At 66.4% G+C, this 21,333-nt stretch carries 19 protein-coding genes; 10 read left to right on the top strand and 9 right to left on the bottom strand.

The features are described 5' to 3' along the window. Positions 1 to 51 precede the first annotated feature (51 nt). From ACFVVC_RS09650 to ACFVVC_RS09640, 3 genes are read right to left on the bottom strand one after another with little or no spacing between them, the layout of a single operon-like run. Positions 52 to 1,287: an amidohydrolase family protein gene (locus ACFVVC_RS09650; protein WP_387451891.1), complete on the bottom strand. Its 1,236-nt coding sequence runs from the start codon at positions 1,285 to 1,287 to the stop codon at positions 52 to 54. Continuing rightward, a complete protein-coding gene (locus ACFVVC_RS09645; protein WP_387451888.1) occupies positions 1,284 to 1,772 on the bottom strand; it encodes a GAF domain-containing protein in 489 nt (162 codons plus the stop codon). Before ACFVVC_RS09645 ends, ACFVVC_RS09650 begins: the two co-directional genes overlap by 4 nt. Then, the gene (locus ACFVVC_RS09640) at positions 1,769 to 3,163 is read right to left on the bottom strand and encodes an MFS transporter (protein WP_387451885.1); all 1,395 of its coding nucleotides are present in this window, start codon (positions 3,161 to 3,163) and stop codon (positions 1,769 to 1,771) included. Before ACFVVC_RS09640 ends, ACFVVC_RS09645 begins: the two co-directional genes overlap by 4 nt. Before the next feature lie 102 nt (positions 3,164 to 3,265). Here ACFVVC_RS09640 and ACFVVC_RS09635 point away from each other — a divergent pair, with 102 nt between their 5' ends. Next, a complete protein-coding gene (locus ACFVVC_RS09635) occupies positions 3,266 to 4,144 on the top strand; it encodes a MurR/RpiR family transcriptional regulator (RefSeq protein ID WP_387451882.1) in 879 nt (292 codons plus the stop codon). 55 nt (positions 4,145 to 4,199) lie between these two features. On the opposite strand, the gene ACFVVC_RS09630 is transcribed toward ACFVVC_RS09635, so the two are convergent. From ACFVVC_RS09630 to ACFVVC_RS09620, 3 genes are all read right to left on the bottom strand, one after another. Further along, positions 4,200 to 6,212, bottom strand: coding sequence for a rhamnogalacturonan lyase (locus ACFVVC_RS09630; protein WP_387451940.1), 2,013 nt, complete (start codon positions 6,210 to 6,212; stop codon positions 4,200 to 4,202). A 360-nt stretch (positions 6,213 to 6,572) separates the two neighbouring features. After that, positions 6,573 to 7,874 (bottom strand): MFS transporter, encoded by a 1,302-nt coding sequence (locus tag ACFVVC_RS09625; RefSeq protein WP_387451879.1) that lies wholly within the window; start codon positions 7,872 to 7,874, stop codon positions 6,573 to 6,575. A gap of 17 nt (positions 7,875 to 7,891) precedes the next feature. Further along, a complete protein-coding gene (locus tag ACFVVC_RS09620; RefSeq protein WP_387451876.1) occupies positions 7,892 to 9,334 on the bottom strand; it encodes a M20 family metallopeptidase in 1,443 nt (480 codons plus the stop codon). Between the two features lie 131 nt (positions 9,335 to 9,465). Between ACFVVC_RS09620 and ACFVVC_RS09615 the strand changes: the two genes are divergently transcribed. Then, positions 9,466 to 10,362, top strand: a complete 897-nt coding sequence (locus ACFVVC_RS09615; protein ID WP_387451937.1) for a LysR family transcriptional regulator — start codon at positions 9,466 to 9,468, stop codon at positions 10,360 to 10,362. Positions 10,363 to 10,373: 11 nt separating this feature from the next. Here the strand turns inward: ACFVVC_RS09615 and ACFVVC_RS09610 are convergent, their stop codons facing one another. After that, on the bottom strand, positions 10,374 to 10,853 hold the full coding sequence (locus ACFVVC_RS09610) for an Lrp/AsnC family transcriptional regulator (protein ID WP_387451873.1): 480 nt from the start codon (positions 10,851 to 10,853) through the stop codon (positions 10,374 to 10,376). Positions 10,854 to 10,936: 83 nt separating this feature from the next. On the opposite strand from ACFVVC_RS09610, the gene hisC reads away from it, so the two are divergent. The 5 genes from hisC to ACFVVC_RS09585 all read left to right on the top strand — a co-directional run bounded on the left by hisC (position 10,937) and on the right by ACFVVC_RS09585 (position 14,722). Then, positions 10,937 to 12,055 (top strand): histidinol-phosphate transaminase, encoded by a 1,119-nt coding sequence (hisC, locus tag ACFVVC_RS09605; protein ID WP_387451870.1) that lies wholly within the window; start codon positions 10,937 to 10,939, stop codon positions 12,053 to 12,055. A gap of 29 nt (positions 12,056 to 12,084) precedes the next feature. After that, positions 12,085 to 12,741 (top strand): YitT family protein, encoded by a 657-nt coding sequence (locus ACFVVC_RS09600; RefSeq protein ID WP_387451934.1) that lies wholly within the window; start codon positions 12,085 to 12,087, stop codon positions 12,739 to 12,741. Between the two features lie 113 nt (positions 12,742 to 12,854). Further along, a complete protein-coding gene (locus ACFVVC_RS09595) occupies positions 12,855 to 13,472 on the top strand; it encodes an ANTAR domain-containing protein (protein ID WP_387451867.1) in 618 nt (205 codons plus the stop codon). 27 nt (positions 13,473 to 13,499) lie between these two features. Further along, positions 13,500 to 14,168, top strand: coding sequence for an NADPH-dependent F420 reductase (locus ACFVVC_RS09590; protein WP_387451931.1), 669 nt, complete (start codon positions 13,500 to 13,502; stop codon positions 14,166 to 14,168). A 203-nt stretch (positions 14,169 to 14,371) separates the two neighbouring features. Then, positions 14,372 to 14,722 (top strand): hypothetical protein, encoded by a 351-nt coding sequence (locus ACFVVC_RS09585; protein ID WP_387451865.1) that lies wholly within the window; start codon positions 14,372 to 14,374, stop codon positions 14,720 to 14,722. A gap of 47 nt (positions 14,723 to 14,769) precedes the next feature. On the opposite strand, the gene ACFVVC_RS09580 is transcribed toward ACFVVC_RS09585, so the two are convergent. After that, positions 14,770 to 15,636, bottom strand: a complete 867-nt coding sequence (locus ACFVVC_RS09580; RefSeq protein ID WP_387451862.1) for a threonine/serine dehydratase — start codon at positions 15,634 to 15,636, stop codon at positions 14,770 to 14,772. Between the two features lie 239 nt (positions 15,637 to 15,875). Between ACFVVC_RS09580 and ACFVVC_RS09575 the strand changes: the two genes are divergently transcribed. Then, entirely contained in the window at positions 15,876 to 17,129 is a 1,254-nt protein-coding gene (locus tag ACFVVC_RS09575) for an SLC13 family permease (RefSeq protein WP_387451859.1), read from the top strand. 171 nt (positions 17,130 to 17,300) lie between these two features. Further along, positions 17,301 to 18,788: a cation:dicarboxylate symporter family transporter gene (locus ACFVVC_RS09570; RefSeq protein WP_387451856.1), complete on the top strand. Its 1,488-nt coding sequence runs from the start codon at positions 17,301 to 17,303 to the stop codon at positions 18,786 to 18,788. A gap of 207 nt (positions 18,789 to 18,995) precedes the next feature. Here ACFVVC_RS09570 and ACFVVC_RS09565 read toward each other — a convergent pair whose 3' ends face one another. Then, entirely contained in the window at positions 18,996 to 19,859 is an 864-nt protein-coding gene (locus ACFVVC_RS09565; protein WP_387451853.1) for an IclR family transcriptional regulator, read from the bottom strand. Between the two features lie 155 nt (positions 19,860 to 20,014). Between ACFVVC_RS09565 and ACFVVC_RS09560 the strand changes: the two genes are divergently transcribed. Then, positions 20,015 to 21,313: an MFS transporter gene (locus tag ACFVVC_RS09560; RefSeq protein ID WP_387451851.1), complete on the top strand. Its 1,299-nt coding sequence runs from the start codon at positions 20,015 to 20,017 to the stop codon at positions 21,311 to 21,313. The last annotated feature ends 20 nt before the right edge of the window (positions 21,314 to 21,333 follow it).

Below are 21,333 nucleotides of genomic sequence, written 5' to 3'. Positions count from 1 at the left end.
CGACGGCACCTGGCCAGGTGCCGTCGTCGCCCGTTTCCGTTCGCAGGAGCGTCAGGCGCGTCCGCCGACGACGGCCCCATCCTGGACTACGTATTCCAGGTGGTCGGCGATGTCTGCCAGCACGGCAATGTCCTCCACCGGGTCCGCCGAGAGCACCAGCACATCAGCGTCCGCTCCGGGGGCGATGACTCCCAGTTCACCCGGGCGGCCCAGCAGTTCGGCGGCGGTGGTGGTCGCGGACCGGATGGCGTCGATGGCCGGCTGGACCTTGCCAAGCAGCCGGAACTGCTCGTTCTGGTGCCGGTGCATCCCGCCCAGCAGGTCCGAGCCGTACACCATCTTCACTCCGGCCTCGTGCGCCCGGGCGATGGCTTCCAGGCCACTGCTGAGGACTGAATCCACTTTGGCCCACATCTCCTCGGTCAAGCCAAATTCCTTGCCTTCTTCCTTCAGCGCCCAGTAGGTCACCAGGGTGGGCACCAGGAAGGCATCCTTTTCCAGGAAGAGCCGCAGGCTCTCGTCGTCAAGGAGGTTGCCGTGTTCAATGGACCTGACCCCCGATTCGAGGGCGCGGTTGATGGCCCGGGCCGTGTAGGCGTGGGCTGCCACGTAGCGGTTGGCCGCTTCCGCTTCTTCGACGGCGGCCCGCATCTCCTCGAGTGAGTACTGGGTGGAGTCGATCCGGTCCGTCGGGGAGGACACCCCTCCGGACGCCATGATCTTGATGTGGTGGGCGCCCTTGCGGAGCTCGTCGCGGGCGGCGGCGCGCACGGCGTCCACGCCGTCCGCCACCCGCCCGATGCCACAGCATCCCCGGCCGTTGGGTTCGTGGTCCTCGCCGGGAAGGCGCATGTCGCCGTGGCCACCGGTCTGGCTGAGGGCGCGCCCGCAAAAGTGCAGCTTCGGCCCCTCCAGCAGCCCCTCGGCCTGGGCTTTCGCCAGGCCAAAGTCGGCGCCTGAGAGGTCGCGCACGGTGGTGAAGCCCCGGCCCAGCATGCCTTGCATGATCCTCGCGGTTTGGGCGTACACGTAGGAGGCGGGCGTCCAGGTCAAGGACCGGAAGTCCGCACTGGAGGCCACCACGTGGACGTGGGCGTCGATGAGGCCGGGGATGACGTATTTGCCCGTGCCATCTATAACCCGCGCATTGTCCGGCGCTTCCGCACCAGACCCAACGCTGCGGATCTTTCCGTCAGAGGTCACAACGTCGGCCAGGGAGTAGGTGCCCGCGTGGATATCCAGGACGTGGGCGTTCCTGATGACGAGCGGTTCGGTGGAGTAGGTCACGGGAGGACTGCGTCCTTTCCTGTCGGGATGGTTTGGTCTGAATCGATGAAGGCTGCGGCAAGCCGTTCGGAAGCAGCGGACACTGCCGCCGACGCCGCGTCAAGGCTGTGGCCGGTGTACTTCCCCTCGGCGTCGAGCAGCGCCAGGACGCCCACCACCTCGCCGTGGCTCGTCACCGGGATGTTGATCACCGCGCCGCAGCCCAGGGACTGGATCAGGGCGACGTCCGTGAACACCTCCGCGAGTGCGGCGGAACCGGGAGCGAGGAACGGCCGCTGCTTGGCTATGACGGTGTCCAGCCAGCCTTCGGAGATTTCCACCGACTTTTCGGCACCCAGCGGGTAGTGCACGGGATGGCTGGTGAAGACCCTCCGGAGCACGGAGGACCCCGGCAGCCAGCGCAGCGCGGTGAACAGGATGACGCCCGGTTCGCGGCGGAGGTGGTCGAAGATGTCCTGGAAGGCGGGGTCCGGGTCCTGAATCACTTGCCGCCTCCCGACATGGCTGGCTGCTCGGGTTCGGTGCGGGCATTGATGTCTTCCAGCGACTTGCCCGCCGTGGACGTTCCGAAAATGACGACTCCGATCACGCCCACTGCCAGGACCACCGTGGTCATGGTGAACACGCCGCCGAAGCCGAGCGTTGCGGCGAACACGCCGATGATGGACGGCGCCAGGATGCTGCCCACGCGCCCTACCGCGCTTGCCAGTCCGACCCCGGTGGCGCGCATCCAGGTGGGGAAGAGTTCCGGCGTGTAGGCGTAAACCCCGGCGTAGGTGCCGTTGAGGAAGAAGGACAGGGTTGCCGCGGCCACCAGGATCATCCCGGAATCGTTGGACTGGCTCAGCCAGAACGCACTGAGGGCCGAGCCCGCCAGGTACAGGGCGATGGTGTTCTTGCGGTCGATCCGGTCGCACAGCCAGGCCGCGGAGAAGTAGCCGGGGATCTGCGCCAGGTAGATGATGATGGAGTATTCAAAGCTCTTGGTGACGGTAATTCCGCGCCCCACCAGCAGGGTGGGGATCCAGGAAAAGAACCCGTAGTAGGAGAAGGTGATCACGAACCAGATCAGCCAGATCACCGCCGTCCTCCGGCGCAGGGCGGGAGACCACATGACCTTCAGGGCGTTCCAGATGCTGATCTTCTGCCCGTGTTTGGTGATGTCTTCCCCGCCCGCTTCCACCGCCGGAAGCTCCTTCCCGGTGGCGCGGAGCACCTTCTGCTCGAACCCTTCCACTACCTGTTCAGCCTCCGCCGCGCGCCCCTGGCTCATGAGGAAGCGGGGTGATTCGGGAAGGCTGCGGCGCCACCAGAGAAGCAGGAGGATGGGGACGGCGGTGATGACCTGGGCCCACCGCCAGCCGTCGTCACCCACGGGAACCACAAACCGTCCGATGAGCGCCGCGGCCACGAAGCCGAACGAAAAGAACCCGGCCAGGGTCCCGATGAACCAGCCGCGCCGCTTGGGCGGAATGAACTCCGAAAGGAACGGGGCGATGATGACGCTCTCCGCGCCGGCGCCGAGTCCCGCCAGGACCCGGGCAACAAGGAAGACTTCGAAGTTCGGGGCGACGGCGGCCACCACGGACATGGCGCAGTAGAAGGCAAGCGCCCACAGCATGACCTTCTTCCGGCCAAACCGGTCACCCAGCCAGCCGGACAGGATGGCACCGAAGAAGAAGCCCAGCGGCGCTGCCGAGCCCACCAGGCCCAGGCTTGCGGTGCTCAGGCCCCAGATCTCCTGGATGCGCGGCAGCAGGAAGGCCACCACGGCGCCGTCCATGCCGTCAAAGGAGTAACCGAGCCCTCCGATGAGGAGGAGCTTGTAGTGTGGACGACTGAGTGGGAGCCGGTCCAGGCGTGCTGTGAGAGACATTGGGAATCCTGCCGAAGTGGGCCAAGTTGTACAGTTTTTAGGATTTGCACAGATCTGTGCATGTAGATTGAAGTTACGTGCATCACTTGCGGAGGTCAATAGGTGAAACAAGAAGTTAACAGCGCCACCTTGACCGAATGGCTCGATGGCCAGGCCCAGGGGCGGAAGCTCGCGGCCCGCCAGCTGCAGGTCTTGGGCGTCCTTCGTTCCCAGCCGCGGCTGGCTTCCTACGGCTCCGTCAGCGACATAGCCGCCGCGGCGTCGTCGAACGCCTCAACCGTGACCCGGACCGCCCAGACGCTCGGCTTCAAGGGCTGGGCGGAATTCCAGTTCGAACTCCGCTCCCGCTTCCTGGCGTCCTTGAGTGCCGTGGAGATCGCCGCACAACACAACGGCCACGCGAGCAGCCCGGCGCAGGCATCCCTGACCACCGACCGGTCCAACCTGGCCCACTTGGAGCGGACCGTGGACCCCGCCGTGATCCATGCCGTTGCGGAGGCCATGGCCGGTGCGCGGCAGACCCTCATCATCGCCGCCGGCAGCTACGCCATTCCGGGCAAGGCGCTGGAGCACAACGGCAACATCGCCGGCTATGACGTCCGGCTGCTGGATGCGGATGTGGCAGCGTTGACCAACGCCGTCGCGCGCCTGACGCCGGACGACCTGGTCATTGCCATCAGCCTCTGGCGGGTCTACGACAGCACAGTCCGAGCCGTGGACATCGCCCATCAGCTCGGGGCCCGGATCGTCAGCATCACCGACACCGCAAGTTCGCCGGTGGCAGCGCACGCCGCCCAGAAGATCGTGGTCCCGGCCGAAAGCGCGGGCTTCTTCCCCTCGCTCACGGGAGCTGTTGCCGCAGTGCAGGCGGTGGCCGTCGAGCTGGCCTCCCTGGACCGTGAACGGTCCACCCGGAGCATTGCGGCCTCGGAGCGGACCTGGGACCAGATGCGGATCATGCATCCACGGCCGAGTACTTAAAAGACAGCCGCCCCGCCCCCGGATGGGGCGGAGCGGCCGCGCTTCCCTCTGCGTGCTACTTGGCCTTGCCCGCGTAGTAGACCGCCGGCATGGCCGGGGCCTGCATGCCCTCGCCGAGGAAGAAGCTCGGGTGCGGGGGCTGGTTGTAGCCCACGGTCTCGCGCGCTACGCCGGTCCGGTACATGGGATCGTGCATCAGGGTGCGGAGCCGGACGTCGGCGGGTGAGGTGCTGGTATAGATCCGCAACTCGGTGCTGTCAGCCGACGGGAACACCAGCTCTTCGCGCCAATCGCCCAGGAGGTCCGCCTGCAGCGACGGGTTGCCCTTGGTGTAGTTGTTGGTGCGGGCGCCGGTGGCGGTCAGCAGCCGGTCGCTGGACTCGGTTTCCCAATTCCACTTGGAAATGGTGGGCACGCCATAGCCGGCCTCGGCGTCGAAATCGTGGTCCACGATCTCGCGCAGCAGGTCGCCGTCCCACCAGGCCATGAAGTTGGCGGCGGGAATCTTGTCGGAAATCCGCTCACCCTTGGCGGACATCAGGTAGCCGACGGTGGAGTTCCACGCGGCGTCGCCGCCCACCGCCCAGCTCTCCGAACCCGGGAAGCGGGGGTCGATGTCTCCTGTGGCGCCGCGGCCGGTGTCCTTGAAGGCCGGGATGCTCCACAGGACCTCACCGGTGGCGGCGTCACGGAAGGTGGCACCGCGGTTCCCGCTCGACCGCATGTCCTCGTGCACGGCAAAGGTTTCGAGGCCGGGCCGGGAGGGATCGAGGTCGCCGGTGTGGATGGCGTCGCCGTGACCCAGCTTGGTGTTGTACAGCGGCTTCCCGTCGTCGTCGATGGTCATGGAGCCAAAGACGAACTCATCCTTGCCGTCCTGGTCCACGTCCGCCACGGAGAGGTTGTGGTTGCCCTGGCCCTTGTATTCGGCCCCGGCAGCGTCGGAATCGAACTTCCACCGCTTGGCCAGCTTGCCGTTCACCAGGTCATAGGTGACCAGGACGGTACGGGTGTAGTAGCCGCGGCTGAACATCATGGACGGATGCTCGCCGTCGAGGTATGCCACAGCACTGAGGAACCGGTCCACGCGGTTGCCGTAGCCGTCTCCCCAGGCGGTGACGGTGCCGCGGGGCGGATCATAGGGAACGGTGTCCATGATGGTGCCGGCAGCCCCATTGAACACCGTGAGGAATTCGGGCCCGGACAGGACATAACCCGCGCTGTTGCGGTAGTCAGCCGCCGGGTCGCCAATGACGGCCCCCGCCGCATCCGTGGTGCCGTCAGCGGTCTTGAAGGCAACTTCGGCCTTGCCGTCGCCGTCGAAGTCGTAGGCGAGCATCTGGGTGTAGTGGGCACCAGCGCGGATGTTGCGGCCCAGGTCGATGCGCCAGAGTTTGGTGCCGTCCATCTTGTAGGCGTCCACGTAGACGTTTCCGGTGTACCCGGACTGGGAGTTGTCTTTCGCGTTGGAGGGATTCCACAGCTGGATGATTTCGTACGCGCCGTCACCGTCCAGGTCCGCCACGCTCGAGTCGTTGGTGCTGTAGGTGTAGGCCTGCCCCGCCGGGGTGACGCCGTCGGCCGGCTTGTCCAGCTTGATGGGCAGGTAGTTTTGGGCCAGCGGACTGAACCCGGCGCTCAGCTTGTCCTGCCCGTCGCCGTTGCCCACGGTCTTGATGACGTACGTGGAGTCCGCCGTACCTGCGGGGTCCACGTAGGTGGTGGTGCCACGGACGGGCTGGTCGGTGATCTGGACGCCGTCGCGGATGATGTGGAAGCCCACGCTGTCCTTGTCCAGGCCCAGCATCCGCCACCCCAGCGAGACGCCCTGGTCCGTCAGGACGGCGACCGGGGCCCGGTCAAGGCTCTCCACCTGCCGCTTCAGCTGCTGCCCTGCCGGGACAGCCGGGACAGCCGGGGTGCCAGGACTTGCCGGCGTTGCGGGAATTGCCGGCGCGGCAGGGTCCGCAGCCGCGGATGGAAGGCCGGTGAAGGCAATCGCTGCAGCCGCCAGGGCGGCAGCAGCAGCCTTCGGCGCCCTGCCCGTCCGGGCCGTCGGGGAATACATTGAGGGGTTTGCCAAAAGAACATCTCCTTTGATGCGGCGGCAGCACAGGGCACCGCCCAGCCATTTTGGAACGTTTCATTCACAGTGGGACAGTCCCCTCACGAGTGATTTTGAGGAGGATTGCTGCGAGGAAACGCTTTCTGCCCTTAACGTCTATCAGCGCCTGACAATTTCAGTCAAGGCTTTGACGAATCCTAAATGAGAGAAATTGTGCTGTTCCGTTTTTTTTCGTTCGCCGGCTGGAGGCTCCGGACTGCATCGTCGCGGACGCCCGCCGGTGGCCGGGTGGGGCGGCGCCCACCGGTGGCCGGGTGGGGCGGCGCCCACCGGTGGCGAACTACCGGCGGGCGCCTGGTACGGCTACTTGATGCCGCGCAGTTTCACGCCGGCGGCCAGGGCTGCGAGGCTGATGAGGGCGATGATGGCCAGGTAGTAGCCTGGCGCCACCGCTTGGCCCGTCTGCTGCACCAGGTACGCGGCGATCATGGGAGTGAAGCCGCCGAACGCAACCACCGCCGTGTTGTAGCTGAAGGAAAGCCCCGTTGCCCTGGTCCGGGGATCAAAGGAATCGGACATGACCGATGGCAGCGCCCCAAAGTAGGCCGCCTTGAGCAGGCCCAGGATGGTCATCACCAACGCCAGCACCAGGAACGACCGGGCACTGATCACCCAGAGGAACAAGGGGACGACGGCGATGAGCAGCACGATCACGGTGGGCACCATGATGGCCAACCGGCCGTATCGGTCCGAGAGGTGCCCCACCACAGGCGTTCCAAAAGTCAGGATGACGCCGGTAATGATCAGCGAGGTGAAGGCGATACCGGGTTCAAGCCCCAACTCCTTGATGGCGAACGTCGGCATGTACTGCAGGATGAAGTTCAGGGCGGTGGAGACGGCCAGCGCACCCCCGGCGATCAGCATCCCCGTCTTCTGGGTGGCGAATACCTCGCGGATCGGCGAGTGCTGCGCGTCCCCGGCGTCCTTGGGCACGGGGACCTCCTTCATCTCCTTCCGGATCAGGAAGCCGGCCGGACCCACCAGCAGCCCGAACAGGAACGGGATGCGCCAGCCCCATTCGGTCATTTGGGCGTCAGTGAGGACGGTGGTCAGGACGGCCACGAAGATTGCCGCGATCAGGCTGCCGAGTCCCTGGCTGGCGAACTGGAAGCTGCCCAGGAACCCCTTGCGCTTGCCATTTTGCGCGATGAGGTAGGCGGTGGCGGCACCAAATTCACCGCCGGCCGAGAAGCCCTGGATCAACCTCGCCAGGACAATCCCCACGGGCGCCAGGACGCCGATGGTGCCGTAATTGGGCATGAACGCCAGCAGCGCAGTGCCGAGCACCATCAGCCGGATAGTGACGGTCAGCCCCTTCTTCAGCCCGTGCCGGTCGGCGAAGGAGCCCAGCACCAGTCCGCCGAGCGGCCTGATGAGGTAGGAGACACCGAACACGGCAAAGGCCTGGATGAGTTCGACGGCGGGATCGTGGCTTGGGAAGAAGTTCCGCCCAATGTAAATGGCCAGGAGCGCGTAGATGGCGATGTCGAACCATTCGAGCGCGTTGCCGATCGTGGCGGCGATGATTCCACGGGTGCCGGACTGCGTGCCCGCCGCCTGGTCCTGGGCCGGGCCGGGCTGGTTCTTCTGCTGCGGAATAGTCATGGAGACTCCAAGGGTTTTCAGGAAACGGAGCTGGCGGAAACGGCGGCGCCGCGGGCGGTGCCGCCCGCTGGACTGTCCGCCGGGCTGGCGACGGTGGCAAGGTCGAAGAACAGGCCCGCGGCAATCTGCAGGCCCTCCCGGGCAACGGACTTGAGCAGGTGCTCGTCGGGCGCATGCTGCTGGCAGCCGGGGTGGGAGTGCGGGACCCACAGCGTGGGCAAGCCGAGGACGTCCGAGAAAACATAGCTGGGCAGTGAACCGCCGATGTTTGGCAGCAGGACAGGACTGCGCCCGGTGGTCTTTGCCAGTGACGCCAGGGCCCAGGCAACCCAGGGGCTGTCCGGGTCCAGCCTGCTGGCGGCAAAGGAACTGCCCACCTGGACCTCCACCATGCCGAATCCTGCGGCGTCGAGATGGCGCCGGACGGCGGATTCCAGGTTCGCGGTGTCGGTACCGGGGACGAACCGGAGCTGCAGCGTGGCACGGGCCGAGCCGGGGATGGCGTTGACGGGCTTGGCCGGGTTGCCGGCACCAAGGGCCAGGACCTCCAGGGTGTTCCAGGCGTACAGCCGTTCGGCCGGGCTCAGGGAACTGTCGCCCCAGGTCGGGTCCGACGCCGGGTCGCCAGGATTGGGAACCACGTCGATGAATTCCAGCGCGGCGGCCACGGAGTCCGGGATCCCTGCCGGCAGCAGTTCGGGGAGCTTGATAATGCCGTGGCCGTCCACCAGCGAGGCCACCGCTGCGGCCACGGTGGTGGCCGGGTTGCGCAGGAGGCCGCCCCAGTTCCCCGAGTGGTAGGAGCTGCTGCGAAGGTCCGCGGTGAGGTGGAATGTCACACCGCCCCGGGCGCCCAGGAACACGGTGGGGCTGCCGGCAGCAAGGCGCGGCCCGTCGGATCCGATGAAGACGTCGGCCCGCAGGGCGTCCCGGTGCTCTCGTGCGAAATCAGCGAGGTCCGGAGAACCGATTTCCTCGGCTCCTTCCAGGAGGAACACCAGGTTGAAGCCCAGGCTGCCACGCTGGTCCAGCAGCAGGCGCAGGGCCACGATATTGATCCAGTGCTGGCCTTTGTTGTCTGCCGAGCCCCGGCCGTACCAGCGGTCTCCCTCGTCGCGCAATACCCAGGGCCCGCGGCCGTTGGTCCAGGCTTCCGCCTGGCCGTCCACCACGTCGGCATGCCCGTAGCAGAGCACGGTGGGCAGCGCCGGGTCCTCCTCCCGGGTGGCCAGGAGGAAGGAATTGTTCCCGCCCTTCCAGGAGTCGTACCGCTCCACCGAGCAACCGAGGCTGGCCAGCGCCGGCTCAACCATCTCATCCAGGTATGACTTCAGCGCAACCCGGCCCTCCGGCGTCGAACTTTCCGACGGGTAGGACACGATCCTCCCCAGGTCTGCCTGAAAGCTGCCGGAGTCCACATAATCCCCCGCTGACGCCACAATTTGCTCGCGCTGCTGCATAAATCTTCACCCTCTGCTGTTGGAACGTGAGTTCCAAATTAGGGCCGGGGATCCGAAACAACCAGTATCATTTTGTCGATGAGCGTTGACTTAAAAGCAAACCTCTCCGCCGGCCAGGCGCTGCAGTGAACATGCTCACCCCGGCGCTGCTGTACTTTGACGCGGTGGCGCAGGACGGCACGCTGACCCAGGCCGCCGACAGGCTGCACGTGTCCGCGTCCGCCATCAGCCGGCAGATCAACAAGCTGGAAACATCGCTGGGCACACCGCTGTTCAACCGGCACGCCCGGGGTGTGGAGCTCACCGAGGCCGGCCGCCTCCTGCTCGCCTACGTCCGCCGGGCGGAAGCCGAGGGGGCTGCGGTCCGCGAGGAACTGCTGGTGTCCATGCAGCGGAAGACCCGCACGCTCCGAGTGGCCTGCGCCGAAGGTTTCGCCCGGGTCTGGGTCCCTGCCGCGATCGCGAACTTCAGCCGCCAGCATGACGACGTCGAATTCCACCTCGACGTCGTTGGCTCCTCGGAGGGAACCCGGCGGGTAGCCGAGGGCGAGGCGGATGTTGCCGCGGTTTTCTCGTTGGGGCCGCAGTCCAAGGTGACGGTGGAGCATTCCATGCCTACCCCGGTCGCGTTCGCGCTGGTGGCGCCGGACCATCCGCTGGCGGCCCAGCCCACCGCAACCCTGCAGGACCTGTGCCGGTACAAGCTGGCGGTGACCGCGCCGGGCGCCAGCCAGCGGGAACTGTTCGATCTTGCCATGCAGATCGAGGGCCTCACGCCTACTATTACGCTGCAAAGTGATCACATCAATCCGGTGATCCAGTTCGCCCGGGCCGGGGTGGGCGTTTCGCTGGTGGGTGGCCTGTCACTGGACCGGCGGGACAAGGAGGACCTGGTGACCGTCACCTTGGAGCACCCGGTCCTTCGGCAGCGCCAGGGCCAGATCCAGACCATGACGGGCCGCACCCAGCCGGCCATCCTGACCGCTTTCGTGGACGCGCTCATCGACGCCCTGGACCAGCTCGCCTGACGGCGGCCCCGCTATTTCCGGGCCGTGGCCTGCAGCAGGGGCAGCGTCCGGGTTGGCATCACTTCCACCAGTGACATCGCGGTGCTCGTGCGGACGACGCCGTCAATCGCCAGCATAGCGTTGGTGATCCGGTGGAGATCGGCCGGGTCCTTCGCGGCCACTTTGGCGAGCAGGTCCGCGTCCCCGGTCGTGGCATGCATTTCGATAATCTCCGGGATGGTCTGCAGCGCCGCCACGGCCTCGTCGCTGGAGGACTGGCTGATGGATATCGAGATGAAGGCAACCAGCGGCAGCCCCAGGGCCGCGGTACGCACGCGCTGGCTGAAGGGAGCCAGGCTGCCGTCGTTCACCAGCCGCCGCAGCCTGGCGTGCACCGTATTACGGGCCACGCCCAACGTCCGGGACAGTGAGAGGACGGTGGCCTGGGGGTCCTGGTCGAGTGTGAGGAGGATCTCGGCGTCCAGGGCATCAATGTGGTGCATAGTGAGCATTTTGCCACTTCCCGGGCATACTCGGGCCGGATCTGTCCTACAAGGGACAGCTGTGTTGCGCAGACGTCCTGTGCTGCCCCACCATGCTGTCCATGACCACCACACTTCCCGAAGCCGCCGCGCCGGAACTCCGTGCCGCCGTCGCCCAGCTCCCCGCTTACGTGGCAGGCAAGGGCGCGCAGACTGACCTGACGGCCGCCCTGGCCGCCAACGAGAGCCACTTCGCTCCCCTGCCGTCGGTAGTGGATGCGATCTCGGCGGAAGCGGGCCGGATCCACCGGTATCCCGGCATGGGAGCGCCGGAGGCCCGGGAAGCCATTGCCCGGCATTTCGGCGTCGCACCGGAGGAAATCGCTGCCGGCCCGGGCAGCTCCGGCGTGCTCCAGCAGATCATTTCGGCCGTGTGCGGCCACGGCGATGAAGTGGTGTTCGCGTGGCGGTCCTTCGAGGCCTACCCCATCCTGGTGGCGGTGGCCGGCGCCGTTTCGGTGACCGTGCCGCTCCTGGCCAATGAGCAGCACGACCTTCCCGGCATGGCGGCGGCCATCACGGACCGCACCCGGCTGGTGATCCTGTGTTCGCCCAACAACCCCACGGGCGTTTCCATCAGCGCCTGCCAACTGGAGGAGTTCCTGCAGTCCGTCCCGCCGCGCGTGCTGGTGGTGCTGGATGAGGCCTACATCGAGTTCCAGCGCGGACCCGGCGTGGATTCCCTGGACTTCTACCGCCGGTACCCCAACCTCTGCATCCTGCGCACCTTCTCCAAGGCCTACGGACTGGCCGGCCTGCGGATCGGCTACGCGATCGCCCGGCCGCAGATCGCCGAGGGCCTCCGGCGCACCGCCGTGCCGTTCGGCGTGAACAGGATGGCGCAGGCCGCGGCGGTTGCCTCCCTCGCGGCCGGGGACGAAATCCTCCAGCGGACGGAGGCCGTGGCGGCGGAACGCAGCCGGGTCATCGACGCCCTCCGCGGCCATGGCTGGGACGTGCCGGACAGCCAGGCGAACTTCTACTGGCTCCGTGCGTCCGACGAGCTTCGCCAACAGGTCCTCGCCGCCCTGGGCGAGGCCGACATCCTGGCCCGCGGATACGCCGCGGACGGCGTCCGGATCACGCTTGCGGACCCCGCCACGAACGACAGGGTGCTTGCCGTCCTTGCCAACCGCGGGCGGTTCGTGCCCCAGGCGGGCGCGGCCCAGTGAGTGCCCGGGCAGAAACACCTGCAAACGCAATCAGCACGGACGAAACCGGGCACCAGGAAGGGCCGACGACGGCGCGTCCGGGGCCGTCCCCGGCCGTCCGCCATTCCGTGGTTGAGGACGTCCTGGGCATCCTCACCGGCACCTTCGCGGCGTCACTGGGGTTGTTCCTGCTCAAGTCGAGCGGGGCCGTGACGGGTGGAACCGCCGGCCTCGCGCTGCTGGTCAGCTACACCGTGCCCCTGCCGTTCGGCGTCATCTTCTTTGCCGTCAACCTTCCGTTCTTCGCCCTCGCAGTCTGGAAGAAGGGCTGGGATTTCGCCCTTCGCACCGGGGCGGCCATCGCCTTGGTCTCGGTGCTGGCCGGCGTGCACCCTGCCGCGTTCGGCTCCCTGCATCTGGACCCGCTGTACGGCGTGCTCGGCGGAAACCTGCTCGCCGGCGTCGGGCTGCTGATCCTGTTCCGGCACAAGTCCAGCCTGGGTGGCTTCAACATCCTGGCCCTGCTCCTGCAGGAGAAGTTCGCGTGGCGTGCGGGCTACGTCCAGATGGTGCTTGACGTGGCCATCGTGCTGGCATCGCTCGTCCTCGTCCCGCCGCTGATGGTGGTGCTGTCCGCGGCAGGCGCCACGCTGTTGAACCTGGTCCTGGCACTGAATCACCGGCCCGGCCGCTACCTGGGAATGTAGGGGGATAATTTCCCGCCGGGTGCCCATCCCCGCAACGGGAACTGCTATATTCTGTTCACTTGAATTTCCGGGCCAGGGGGTAGCCGGGATACAGCACGTCGAACGGCCCCACTGTGACTTCCAACAGCATCTCGTCAGTACCGGCAACAGCGGAGGATCTCAGCGCCGCCTACCTCGATTGCCCCACCGGCCTGGTGGAATATTTCTTCTCGGACGGCATCTTCCGCTGGTCGGACGACCTCTACCGCATTTACGGCTATGACCGTGGTGACGTCATCCCCTCTATGGACATGGCCCTCGCCCACATCGAACCGGACGACCGGCCGACCGTGCAGGCGTTCTGGGACCGCGTGGCCGCGTCGGGCGGCCCGTCGTCCATTTACGTATCCATCCGGGACCGAAAGGACCGCCAGCACAAGCTGCTCTTCTCGGCGGACTTCATCCTGGAAAACGGCACGCCGGTGGGTGTCTGGGGTGTCGTGGTGGACCTGACCCAATCGATCCACACGGACCGGCACCAGCTGGCAACGGAAGCGGTCGCCGCGTCAGCCCGCAACCGGGCGGTCATTGAACAGGCGAAAGGTATCCTGATGGGCCGCACCGGCGTCACCGCTGACCAGGCCTATGAGTTGATCAACCAGCAAAGCCAGGCGCTGAACAAGAAGGTCTACGCGATTGCGCAGGAAATCGTGGAACGTGCTGCGCACCATTCCCACAGCCCACAGGACTGACGCGCACCGGCAAGGCCTCGAAATATCCTGGGGCGGCCCGGTGTTGCCGCCCGTATGACAACAATCGGAATCATAGGTGCAGGACATATTGGAAGCCAGGTTGCACGGAAGGCCGTGGAACTGGGCTATGACGTGGTCATCAGCAACTCCCGCGGACCGGAAACCCTCCAGGGACTGGTGGCTGAGCTTGGCCCGAAGGCCCGCGCCGCCACGCCAGCCGAAGCGGCGGCCGCAGGCGACTTTGCCGTGGTCACGGTGCCGCTGAAGAACTACAAGGACGTTCCGGCCGAGCCGCTGGCCGGCAAGATTGTCATTGACACGAACAACTACTACTGGGAGCGGGACGGCAGGATTCCCGCCCTGGACAACGGCGAGGCCACAACTTCCGGCCTGCTCCAGGAGCACCTGCCCGAGTCGAAGGTGGCCAAGGGCTTCAACCACATCATGGCCAAGGACATCACCTCCGACGGAACTCCGGCGGGAACCGAAAACCGGCGTGCGCTGGCCACCGCCAGCGACTCCCCGGAGGCCGCCGAACTGGTCACGCGCCTGTACGACGAGTTCGGTTTCGACACGGTCAACGTCGGCCCACTCTCGGAAAGCTGGCGCGTGGAGCGTGACCGCCCGGCCTACGTGAAGCGGCAGACGGCCGCTGAGCTGACCGCCAACCTGGCCAAGGCCCCCCGGACCATCTGACCTGGCGGCAAAGGGTTCAAGCACTACTGGCCGGCAGGTCCTCCTGCCGGCCAGTAGTGTGTCCGGTGGCGGGTATTGAGTCCTCGATGGGGCCCGCTGCCAGTCCGAAGGGGATCAGGGGGAGAAGCAATGAAAGCCACCGCGAGGCGAGGGCGATCCTAATCTGCTTACAATCGAAACCTCTGACCACTACCGAGGGACCCATGAAGAAATTCGCCACAGCCCTGTTTGCCGCCGGCCTCGTTGCCTCCGCCACGGCCTGCTCCGGCCCGCACCAACTGACCACCCCTGAAACCTGTGAGCGGATCCAGGCTGTTGTGTCGAACCCCGCCAACAACGCCGGCAAGACGGGCATGAACAACCTCGCCAACCAGATCCGCCCCATCCACGCCGTTGCCTCGGACGACCTCAAGCCCGCCCTCGCCTCGATCCTTGCGTACACGGATGAGCAGGCCAAGGAGAACCCGGACAAGGACAAGCTCGCCGATCTCCAGCCCGGCTACCAGGAAGCCGGCAGCACTTACAGCAAGTTCTGCGGCCAGGCCGGCGGGTAGGCTGTCGGCGAAGGGACCGGCCGCCGCCCAAGGCGGCCGGTGACCCCTCAGAGCGTTGCCGGGTCCGTATTGGCGCCGCAGAGGATCACGGCCACGCGTTCATCCTGCCGGGGCACGTAGGCGCCGGCGGCCAGCGCCGCGTAGGCGGCTGCGGCACCATGTTCCACCCCTATCCGGTAGTCGTTCCACAGCGCGGAGCGGGCGGCGACGATCTGTTCATCGGAGACCAGGACGCTTTCGACGCCGCAGCGGACCGCCACGGAAAAGCCGATGTCGCCGATCCGACGGGCGCCCAGGGAGTCCGCCGCGACGCCGGATACCGCGACGTCCACCGGCTCACCGGCCGCCAGGGCAGCGTGCAGGGTGGGTGCGGTTGCAGGTTCCACGGCCACCAGGATGGTATCCACGTCCGGCAGCTGCTCCAGCAGTTCGGAGCCCACGGTCCCGGCTCCGGCGGCAATTTCGCGCTGGTCGTAGGCGTGGCAGTAGACCGCGCCGGTCTTCGCCGCGTGCGCCACAGCGGCCTGGTAGGCGGCCGCGTACTCCGCGCCGCCCTGAACCACGGTGGCTCCGATGGCCTTGAGCTTGTGGACTTTGACGGCGGGCGCGGCTTCGGGAACAAACACGGTGGCAGGCACCCCAAGCTGGGCTGCAGCATAGGCATTGGCCAGGCCGGCGTTCCCGCCGGAGGCCACCACCACACCCACGTCCGCACGCAGTTCACCGCGCTCCTTGCTGGCCAGGATCCGGTTGAGGGCTCCGCGGGCCTTGAAGGTGCCCGTGTGCTGCATGAATTCGCATTTGAACCAGACCTGGCCGGTGGCTTCGTCCCTGTCGGCCGCCATTACCGGGGTCTTCCGGATGAGCCCTGCCGTCCGGCGTGCCGCCTGGTCGATATCGTCCTTGGTGATCATCGTGGTCCTGCCTTTCACCTGGGAACTGCTGAGCCGGGCCAGGCGCATCGCCCCGGACCGGTTCCCAGCCTACGGCCCGTGATTTCGAATTCGATGAAATCCGTTGAAGTCCTCCATGCCCGGTTCCGCCCGGCGTCGTATCCTGCTGTGGATGATGGCCGGCATGGCCATCCCGGGTGTGCTGCCCCGTTTTAGGGGGCATGGCCAACCAGCCGGCCACCCCGACCCCGGAGCCGACCATGACTGCAGCCCAGATCATCCCGCTGGTGATCCTCCTGGTGATGTTCGTTGCCGCCACCAAGTGGCCATTGAACATCGGCGTCATGGGTCTCGTCGCGTCCTTCGGCGTCGGATACTTCATGCTCGGCATGTCGGACAAGCAGATCCTTGATGCGTTCCCGGCCACGATCGTCCTGACCATCATCGGCGTCACGTATTTCTTCAGCATGGCCCAGCGGAACGGCACGATCGACCTGATCGTCAAGGGCTGCGTACGCATGGTCCGCGGCAAGATGCTGCTGCTGCCGTGGGTGTTCTTCCTGATCGCGGCCGCCCTCACCTCACTGGGCACGTTCTCCCCCGCCGCGATTGCGCTGCTGGCACCGGCCGCCATCGGATTCGCCTACCAATCCCGCATCCACCCGGTGGTCATGGGTGCGTTCATCGTCAACGGCGCCCACGCCGGCGGGTTCTCCCCGCTGTCCGTGGCCGGCGTCCTGGTCCATGACATTGCCCTGAAGAACGGCTTCCCGATCTCCCAGGCGGGCCTGTTCCTGGCAAGCTTTGCACTGAACCTGCTCCTCTCGGTGCTGACCATCATCCTGTTCGCCCTGCTGGGCAAGCTGCGTGACGGCGCGGGCGGCCGGGGCCCGGACATCGACACCGCCTCCGGCCGCCCGCACGGCCAGCAGGTCCTGACGCTGGCGCTGATTGCCGCCATGCTGGTGTGCACCCTCGGCTTCCACATGCCCATCGGCTTCGTTGCGCTCTCCGCGGGCCTCCTGCTGGCCTTCATCAACGTCAGGGAACACCGGACGTTCATCGGCGGGATCTCCTGGTCCACCGTCCTGCTGGTGGCCGGCATGATCACCTATGTGTCCCTGCTGCAGCAGGTGGGCGTCATCGACACCCTCGCCGGGGAGGCCTTGGCACTGGGTGCGCCGCTGCTGATCGCCCTCGTCCTGTGCTACGTGATCGGCGTCGGCTCCGCTTTCGCCTCCTCCACCGCCCTGCTGACCGCCTTCATCCCGCTGGCCGGCCCGCTGCTTGCCACCAGCTCGCTCAGCGCTTCCGGAACCATTGCCGCGCTTGCCGTCGCCGCCACCGTCGTCGACGTCTCCCCCTTCTCCACCGACGGCGCGCTGGTGGTGGCCAACGCCCGCGACGACGACCGCCAGCGGGTCTACAAGCAGCTGATGTTCTATGCGGGCGGCGTGGTGCTGGTGGGACCGGCGCTGGCTTGGGCATTGCTGGTCCCTACCGGGGTCATATAGGCGACTTCCACCGGGACGGCCTGCCTTGCGGGTGCCGCTCCCCCAGTCACAAAGTCGAATTAGCATTCCGTATTGTGGAATTTGGTTTTCCTCTTGCGGAATAGTGTGACCGGGATTACGTTGGAAGCGAGCTCCGAAAAGGGGCTGTTCCCAATTGATAGGCAAAGGTCAATGAAGATCCCTAACCCTGAGGCACTGAAGGCGAGTTCGGTGCCCGCGAAGAGGAAGCCGCTGTACAAGTCGCTCTTCTTCCAGATTCTGATCGCCGTCGTGGCAGGTGTGCTCATCGGGCATTTCTGGCCGGACCTCGGATCCCAACTGAGGCCGCTCGGAGATGGCTTCATCAAACTCATCAAGATGATCATCGCGCCGCTGATCTTCCTGGTGATCGTCACCGGAATTTCGGCCGTAGGCGACGTCAAGGCGGTCGGACGGGTGGGCGTCAAGGCCCTGCTCTACTTCACCGGGGCCACACTGTTCGCCCTTGTCTTCGGCCTGATCGTGGGCAACATCGTCCAGCCAGGCGCCGGCCTGAACATCGATCCGTCAACCCTCTCCCAGGCAGACCTGGATGCCAAGACCGGGTCTGCGGCGCCCAAGGATGCAGCGTCGTTCATCCTGGACATCATCCCCGCCAGCGTCATCGGCGCATTTGCCAGCAACAGCCTCCTGCAGGTGCTCTTCTTCTCTGTCTTCTTCGGAGCAGCGATCGTCGTGATCGGCCGTGAGCGGTGCATGCCGGTAGTCAATGTCATGGAAACTGTCCTGGAACTGATCTTCAAGATCATGGCCTGGATCATGAAAGTGGCTCCCCTGGGCGCATTTGGTGCCATGGCCTTCATCATCGGCCAATACGGGCTGGACACGCTGAGTACTTACGCGGTCCTGATCGCCGCCTGCTACGGGGCGGCGCTGGTATTCATCGGCTTGCTGTTCATCGTGGCCTGGGGCTTTGCCCGGGTGCCGCTCTGGCACTTCCTCAAATACACCCGGGAAGAGTTCCTGCTGGCCTTGGGCACCGCCTCCACCGAAGCGGTGATGCCCAGGATCATGACCAAACTGACCAACGCGGGCTGCTCCCGCGCCACCACAGGACTGGTGGTTCCCACCGGCTACTCCTTCAACCTGGACGGCGCGGCGATCTACCTGTCCATCTCGCTGCTGTTCCTTGCCCAGGCCTTCGGCCACCACCTTGACCTGGGCCAGCAGCTGGCAGCCCTCGGCGTGCTGCTGCTGACATCGAAGGGCATGGCAGGGGTTCCGGGATCGTCATTCCTGGCCCTCTCGGCCACGGCCGCCGCCCTGGGCATCTTCCCGGTGGCCGGCGTCGCGCTCCTCCTCGGCGCCGACCGCCTCATGGACTCGATGCGCGTGGTGGTCAACCTGCTGGGTAACTGCGTCGCCACCTTCGTGGTGTCCAAGTGGGAGGGCCAGTTCGACCACAGCGTCATGGTGCGCGCCTTCAAGGGTGAAATCACCAACCACGACTCCGCCATCCTGCTCGGCAAGGAGGAGGACTTCGAGGGCCAGGAGCTGCAGCGCCTGACCGAAGGCCAGGATCCTTCGCCGAAATTCCGCGGTGCGCCCACCCACGATGTCATTCCGGAACTCCCGGCAGACGGCAGTGCCCGCGTGGGGTTCGGCAGCAAGTCACAGTAGGCCTCCTGCCCGGCAGGTAGAGGCAAAGGAGGGGCAGGCCAGGACAGAAACGTCCTGGCCTGCCCCTCCTTCCTGCTTCTGCCGGCGGCGCCCCCACCCGCCGTCGTCGGACAGGCCGACGAAAGGAGCCGCTGCCCGAGGTTGTCGTCGGCGACGAAGTGGTTTTCGGAATGTCGGCGGGACGGCCAGAGGAAAGGCCTGGAGGTGTCATTGCCCCCGGCGCTGCGGGTGCCGCCATGCTCCGCTGGCCTTCGCCTGGTAACCAAGGCTTCGCGAGATGGCCCGCGCTGCGGCCCGAACTAGCGGCACCAGCTCATGCGCCGGCGTCTGGGCATCGGGGACCACAATGGACAAAGCAGCCACCACTTGGGCGGTGGCCGCATAGATGGGGGCGGCAACAGACACGGTACGGGAGGGGTGGTCCCGGCGGACCACCGCGACGCCGGATTGCCTTACGTTCGCCAGGACACCGCGAAGCTGGGTGGCCGGAAGGCTGCCGGCATCAGCGCCAAGGGCTGACGGAGGCGGCGCCAGCTGGAAAAGCAGTTCCTCCAGCAGTTCCGGAGCGGCGTGGGCAAGCAGGACCTGCCCGACGGCGGTGGTCCCCAACGGCATGCGTCCGCCTACCCGGTAGGCTACCTCTGTCGCGGTACGGGAAGAGAGCCGGTCGATCAGGACCGCATCCGTGCCTTCGCGGACGGCAAGCAGCACGTGGTGCCGCGTAACCTCGTATAGATCCTCAAGGTACGGCAGGGCGATTTGCCGCACCCCGTGGCCGCGCGGCGAAAGCGAGGCGATTTCCCAGAGCCGCACCCCCACCACGTAGCTGCCGTCCTCGAGGCGTTCCAGCGCTCCCCACTCCGTCAGGTGCCGCACCAGCCGCAGGGCCGTGGCCGGGGCAAGTCCGGCCTGGCGGGACAGTTCGGACAGATTCAGCGCCCGGCGCTGTTCCGTAAATTGAGCCAGGAGGCTGAGAGCCCGCACAAGTACGGGTGTGCCAGGAAGACCACGGGCAGCGCGTGTAGGTACGGCGACTGGCGCCCTGCCAGCTCCCGCCATTGCCGCCTCCATCCGTTGCGTCTTTCAAGCCTGGGCACTGTGGTCCGCGCCATAAAGAGGCTTTTCACCCAGTGAAAAGACCGTTCGCAGGATCGGCGCCGCAGGCCAAGCTGATGGACGTCCCGCAGGCACACAGCCAGCGTCCTTTGACCCGATTGGAATCAATGATGAACTCCAATGCCCCCAGCAAATCCCTGGCCGGAATCTTCGTACTGTGCTGGCTTGGCCTGCTCGCAGACGGCTATGACCTCTACGTCTACGGCGCCACCCTCCCCGCCCTGATCGGCCAGCCGCCCTTCAATGTCACGTCCGCCGGAGCAGGTGCGGTGGGCTCGCTGGCGCTGGTGGGGATGCTGCTCGGTTCACTCATCGTGGGTACGCTCACGGACCGGCTTGGCCGCCGTCGGATCTTTATGTCTGCCTTGGTGCTGTTCTCGCTGGCCATGCTCGCCTGCGCCATGTCACCCAACTGGGAGGTCTTCGCAGCGTTCCGGTTCATCGCCTGCTTCGGCGTGGGCGGCCTGCTGCCGACGGCGGTGGCCCTTACCAATGAGTTCGCGCCGCCGAGGAAGAAGTCCCTGGTCCTCGGGGCGGTCCTGACCGGGCCGGCAACGGGCACGGTTGGCGCTTCGCTGACGTCCCTCGCCATCCTGGAGTCCAGTGGCTTCCGCCCGGTCTACGCGATCGGTGCTGCCGGTCTGCTGGTTGTTCCGTTCGCCTGGTTCCTGTTGCCGGAGTCGCCGTCGTTCCTGCGGACCCAGTCCCGCACCGCCGAGGCGGACAGGATCGAAGTAACTTACGGGCTGCCCCACACCCCGGATGTCCCGGACATGGCAGTTCGGGTCTCTCCCACCCGCGCCCTGTTCGCCAACGGCACCGGCAAAACCACTATCCTGTTGTGGGCCATCACTGTCCTGAGCCTGCTGACCATCTTTGGCGTCAGCACGTGGCTGCCGCAGATCATGCGCACTGCCGGGTTCGGCGTCGGATCCTCCATATCATTCCTACTGGCCTACTCGGTGGGTGCCGCGGTCGGTACTGTCCTGGCATCTGTTGCCGGCCAGAAGTTCGGCCCCGGGCCGCTGGTGGTGGTGGGGTTCGCCAGCGCAGCGGTAGCCCTGCTCCTGATGTCCGCCAACCCGCCGGCCGCGCTCATGACGGTGCTGGCCGCCGTCGCTGGTTTCGGCGGCCTGGGCACGCAGAACATGATCAACGACTACATCGCCCAGTTCTACCCTGCCGCCACCCGTGCCACCGGCCTTGGCTGGGCTCTTGCCGTGGGACGCATCGGGGCCATCGCAGGCCCAACCTACGGCGCACTGCTGGTGGGCCTCGGAGGCGGCGTCCCAGTAGCCGCCATTGCCTTCGCGGCGCCCGCACTGTTGGGTGCGGTGCTCATGCTCGTCCTGCGCACGAAGGCAGTTCGGCGGCCTGCCGTGCCCCGGGATGCGGAACTGGTGGGCTGACAACGGCCCGGCAACAAAGG

The sequence above is a fragment of the Pseudarthrobacter sp. NPDC058196 genome (assembly GCF_042882685.1).
Lineage (GTDB): Bacteria > Actinomycetota > Actinomycetes > Actinomycetales > Micrococcaceae > Arthrobacter.
This window is presented reverse-complemented; position numbering and strand designations above follow the sequence as displayed.

Coding starts and splice junctions, on each gene's coding strand:
- ACFVVC_RS09640 (WP_387451885.1), bottom strand. CDS start 3,163: ATGTCTCTCACAGCACGCCTGGACCGGCTCCCACTCAGTCGTCCACAC.
- ACFVVC_RS09630 (WP_387451940.1), bottom strand. CDS start 6,212: ATGTATTCCCCGACGGCCCGGACGGGCAGGGCGCCGAAGGCTGCTGCT.
- ACFVVC_RS09625 (WP_387451879.1), bottom strand. CDS start 7,874: ATGACTATTCCGCAGCAGAAGAACCAGCCCGGCCCGGCCCAGGACCAG.
- ACFVVC_RS09620 (WP_387451876.1), bottom strand. CDS start 9,334: ATGCAGCAGCGCGAGCAAATTGTGGCGTCAGCGGGGGATTATGTGGAC.
- ACFVVC_RS09615 (WP_387451937.1), top strand. CDS start 9,466: ATGCTCACCCCGGCGCTGCTGTACTTTGACGCGGTGGCGCAGGACGGC.
- ACFVVC_RS09610 (WP_387451873.1), bottom strand. CDS start 10,853: ATGCTCACTATGCACCACATTGATGCCCTGGACGCCGAGATCCTCCTC.
- hisC (WP_387451870.1), top strand. CDS start 10,937: ATGCTGTCCATGACCACCACACTTCCCGAAGCCGCCGCGCCGGAACTC.
- ACFVVC_RS09585 (WP_387451865.1), top strand. CDS start 14,372: ATGAAGAAATTCGCCACAGCCCTGTTTGCCGCCGGCCTCGTTGCCTCC.
- ACFVVC_RS09580 (WP_387451862.1), bottom strand. CDS start 15,636: ATGATCACCAAGGACGATATCGACCAGGCGGCACGCCGGACGGCAGGG.
- ACFVVC_RS09575 (WP_387451859.1), top strand. CDS start 15,876: ATGACTGCAGCCCAGATCATCCCGCTGGTGATCCTCCTGGTGATGTTC.
- ACFVVC_RS09570 (WP_387451856.1), top strand. CDS start 17,301: ATGAAGATCCCTAACCCTGAGGCACTGAAGGCGAGTTCGGTGCCCGCG.
- ACFVVC_RS09565 (WP_387451853.1), bottom strand. CDS start 19,859: ATGGAGGCGGCAATGGCGGGAGCTGGCAGGGCGCCAGTCGCCGTACCT.
- ACFVVC_RS09560 (WP_387451851.1), top strand. CDS start 20,015: ATGAACTCCAATGCCCCCAGCAAATCCCTGGCCGGAATCTTCGTACTG.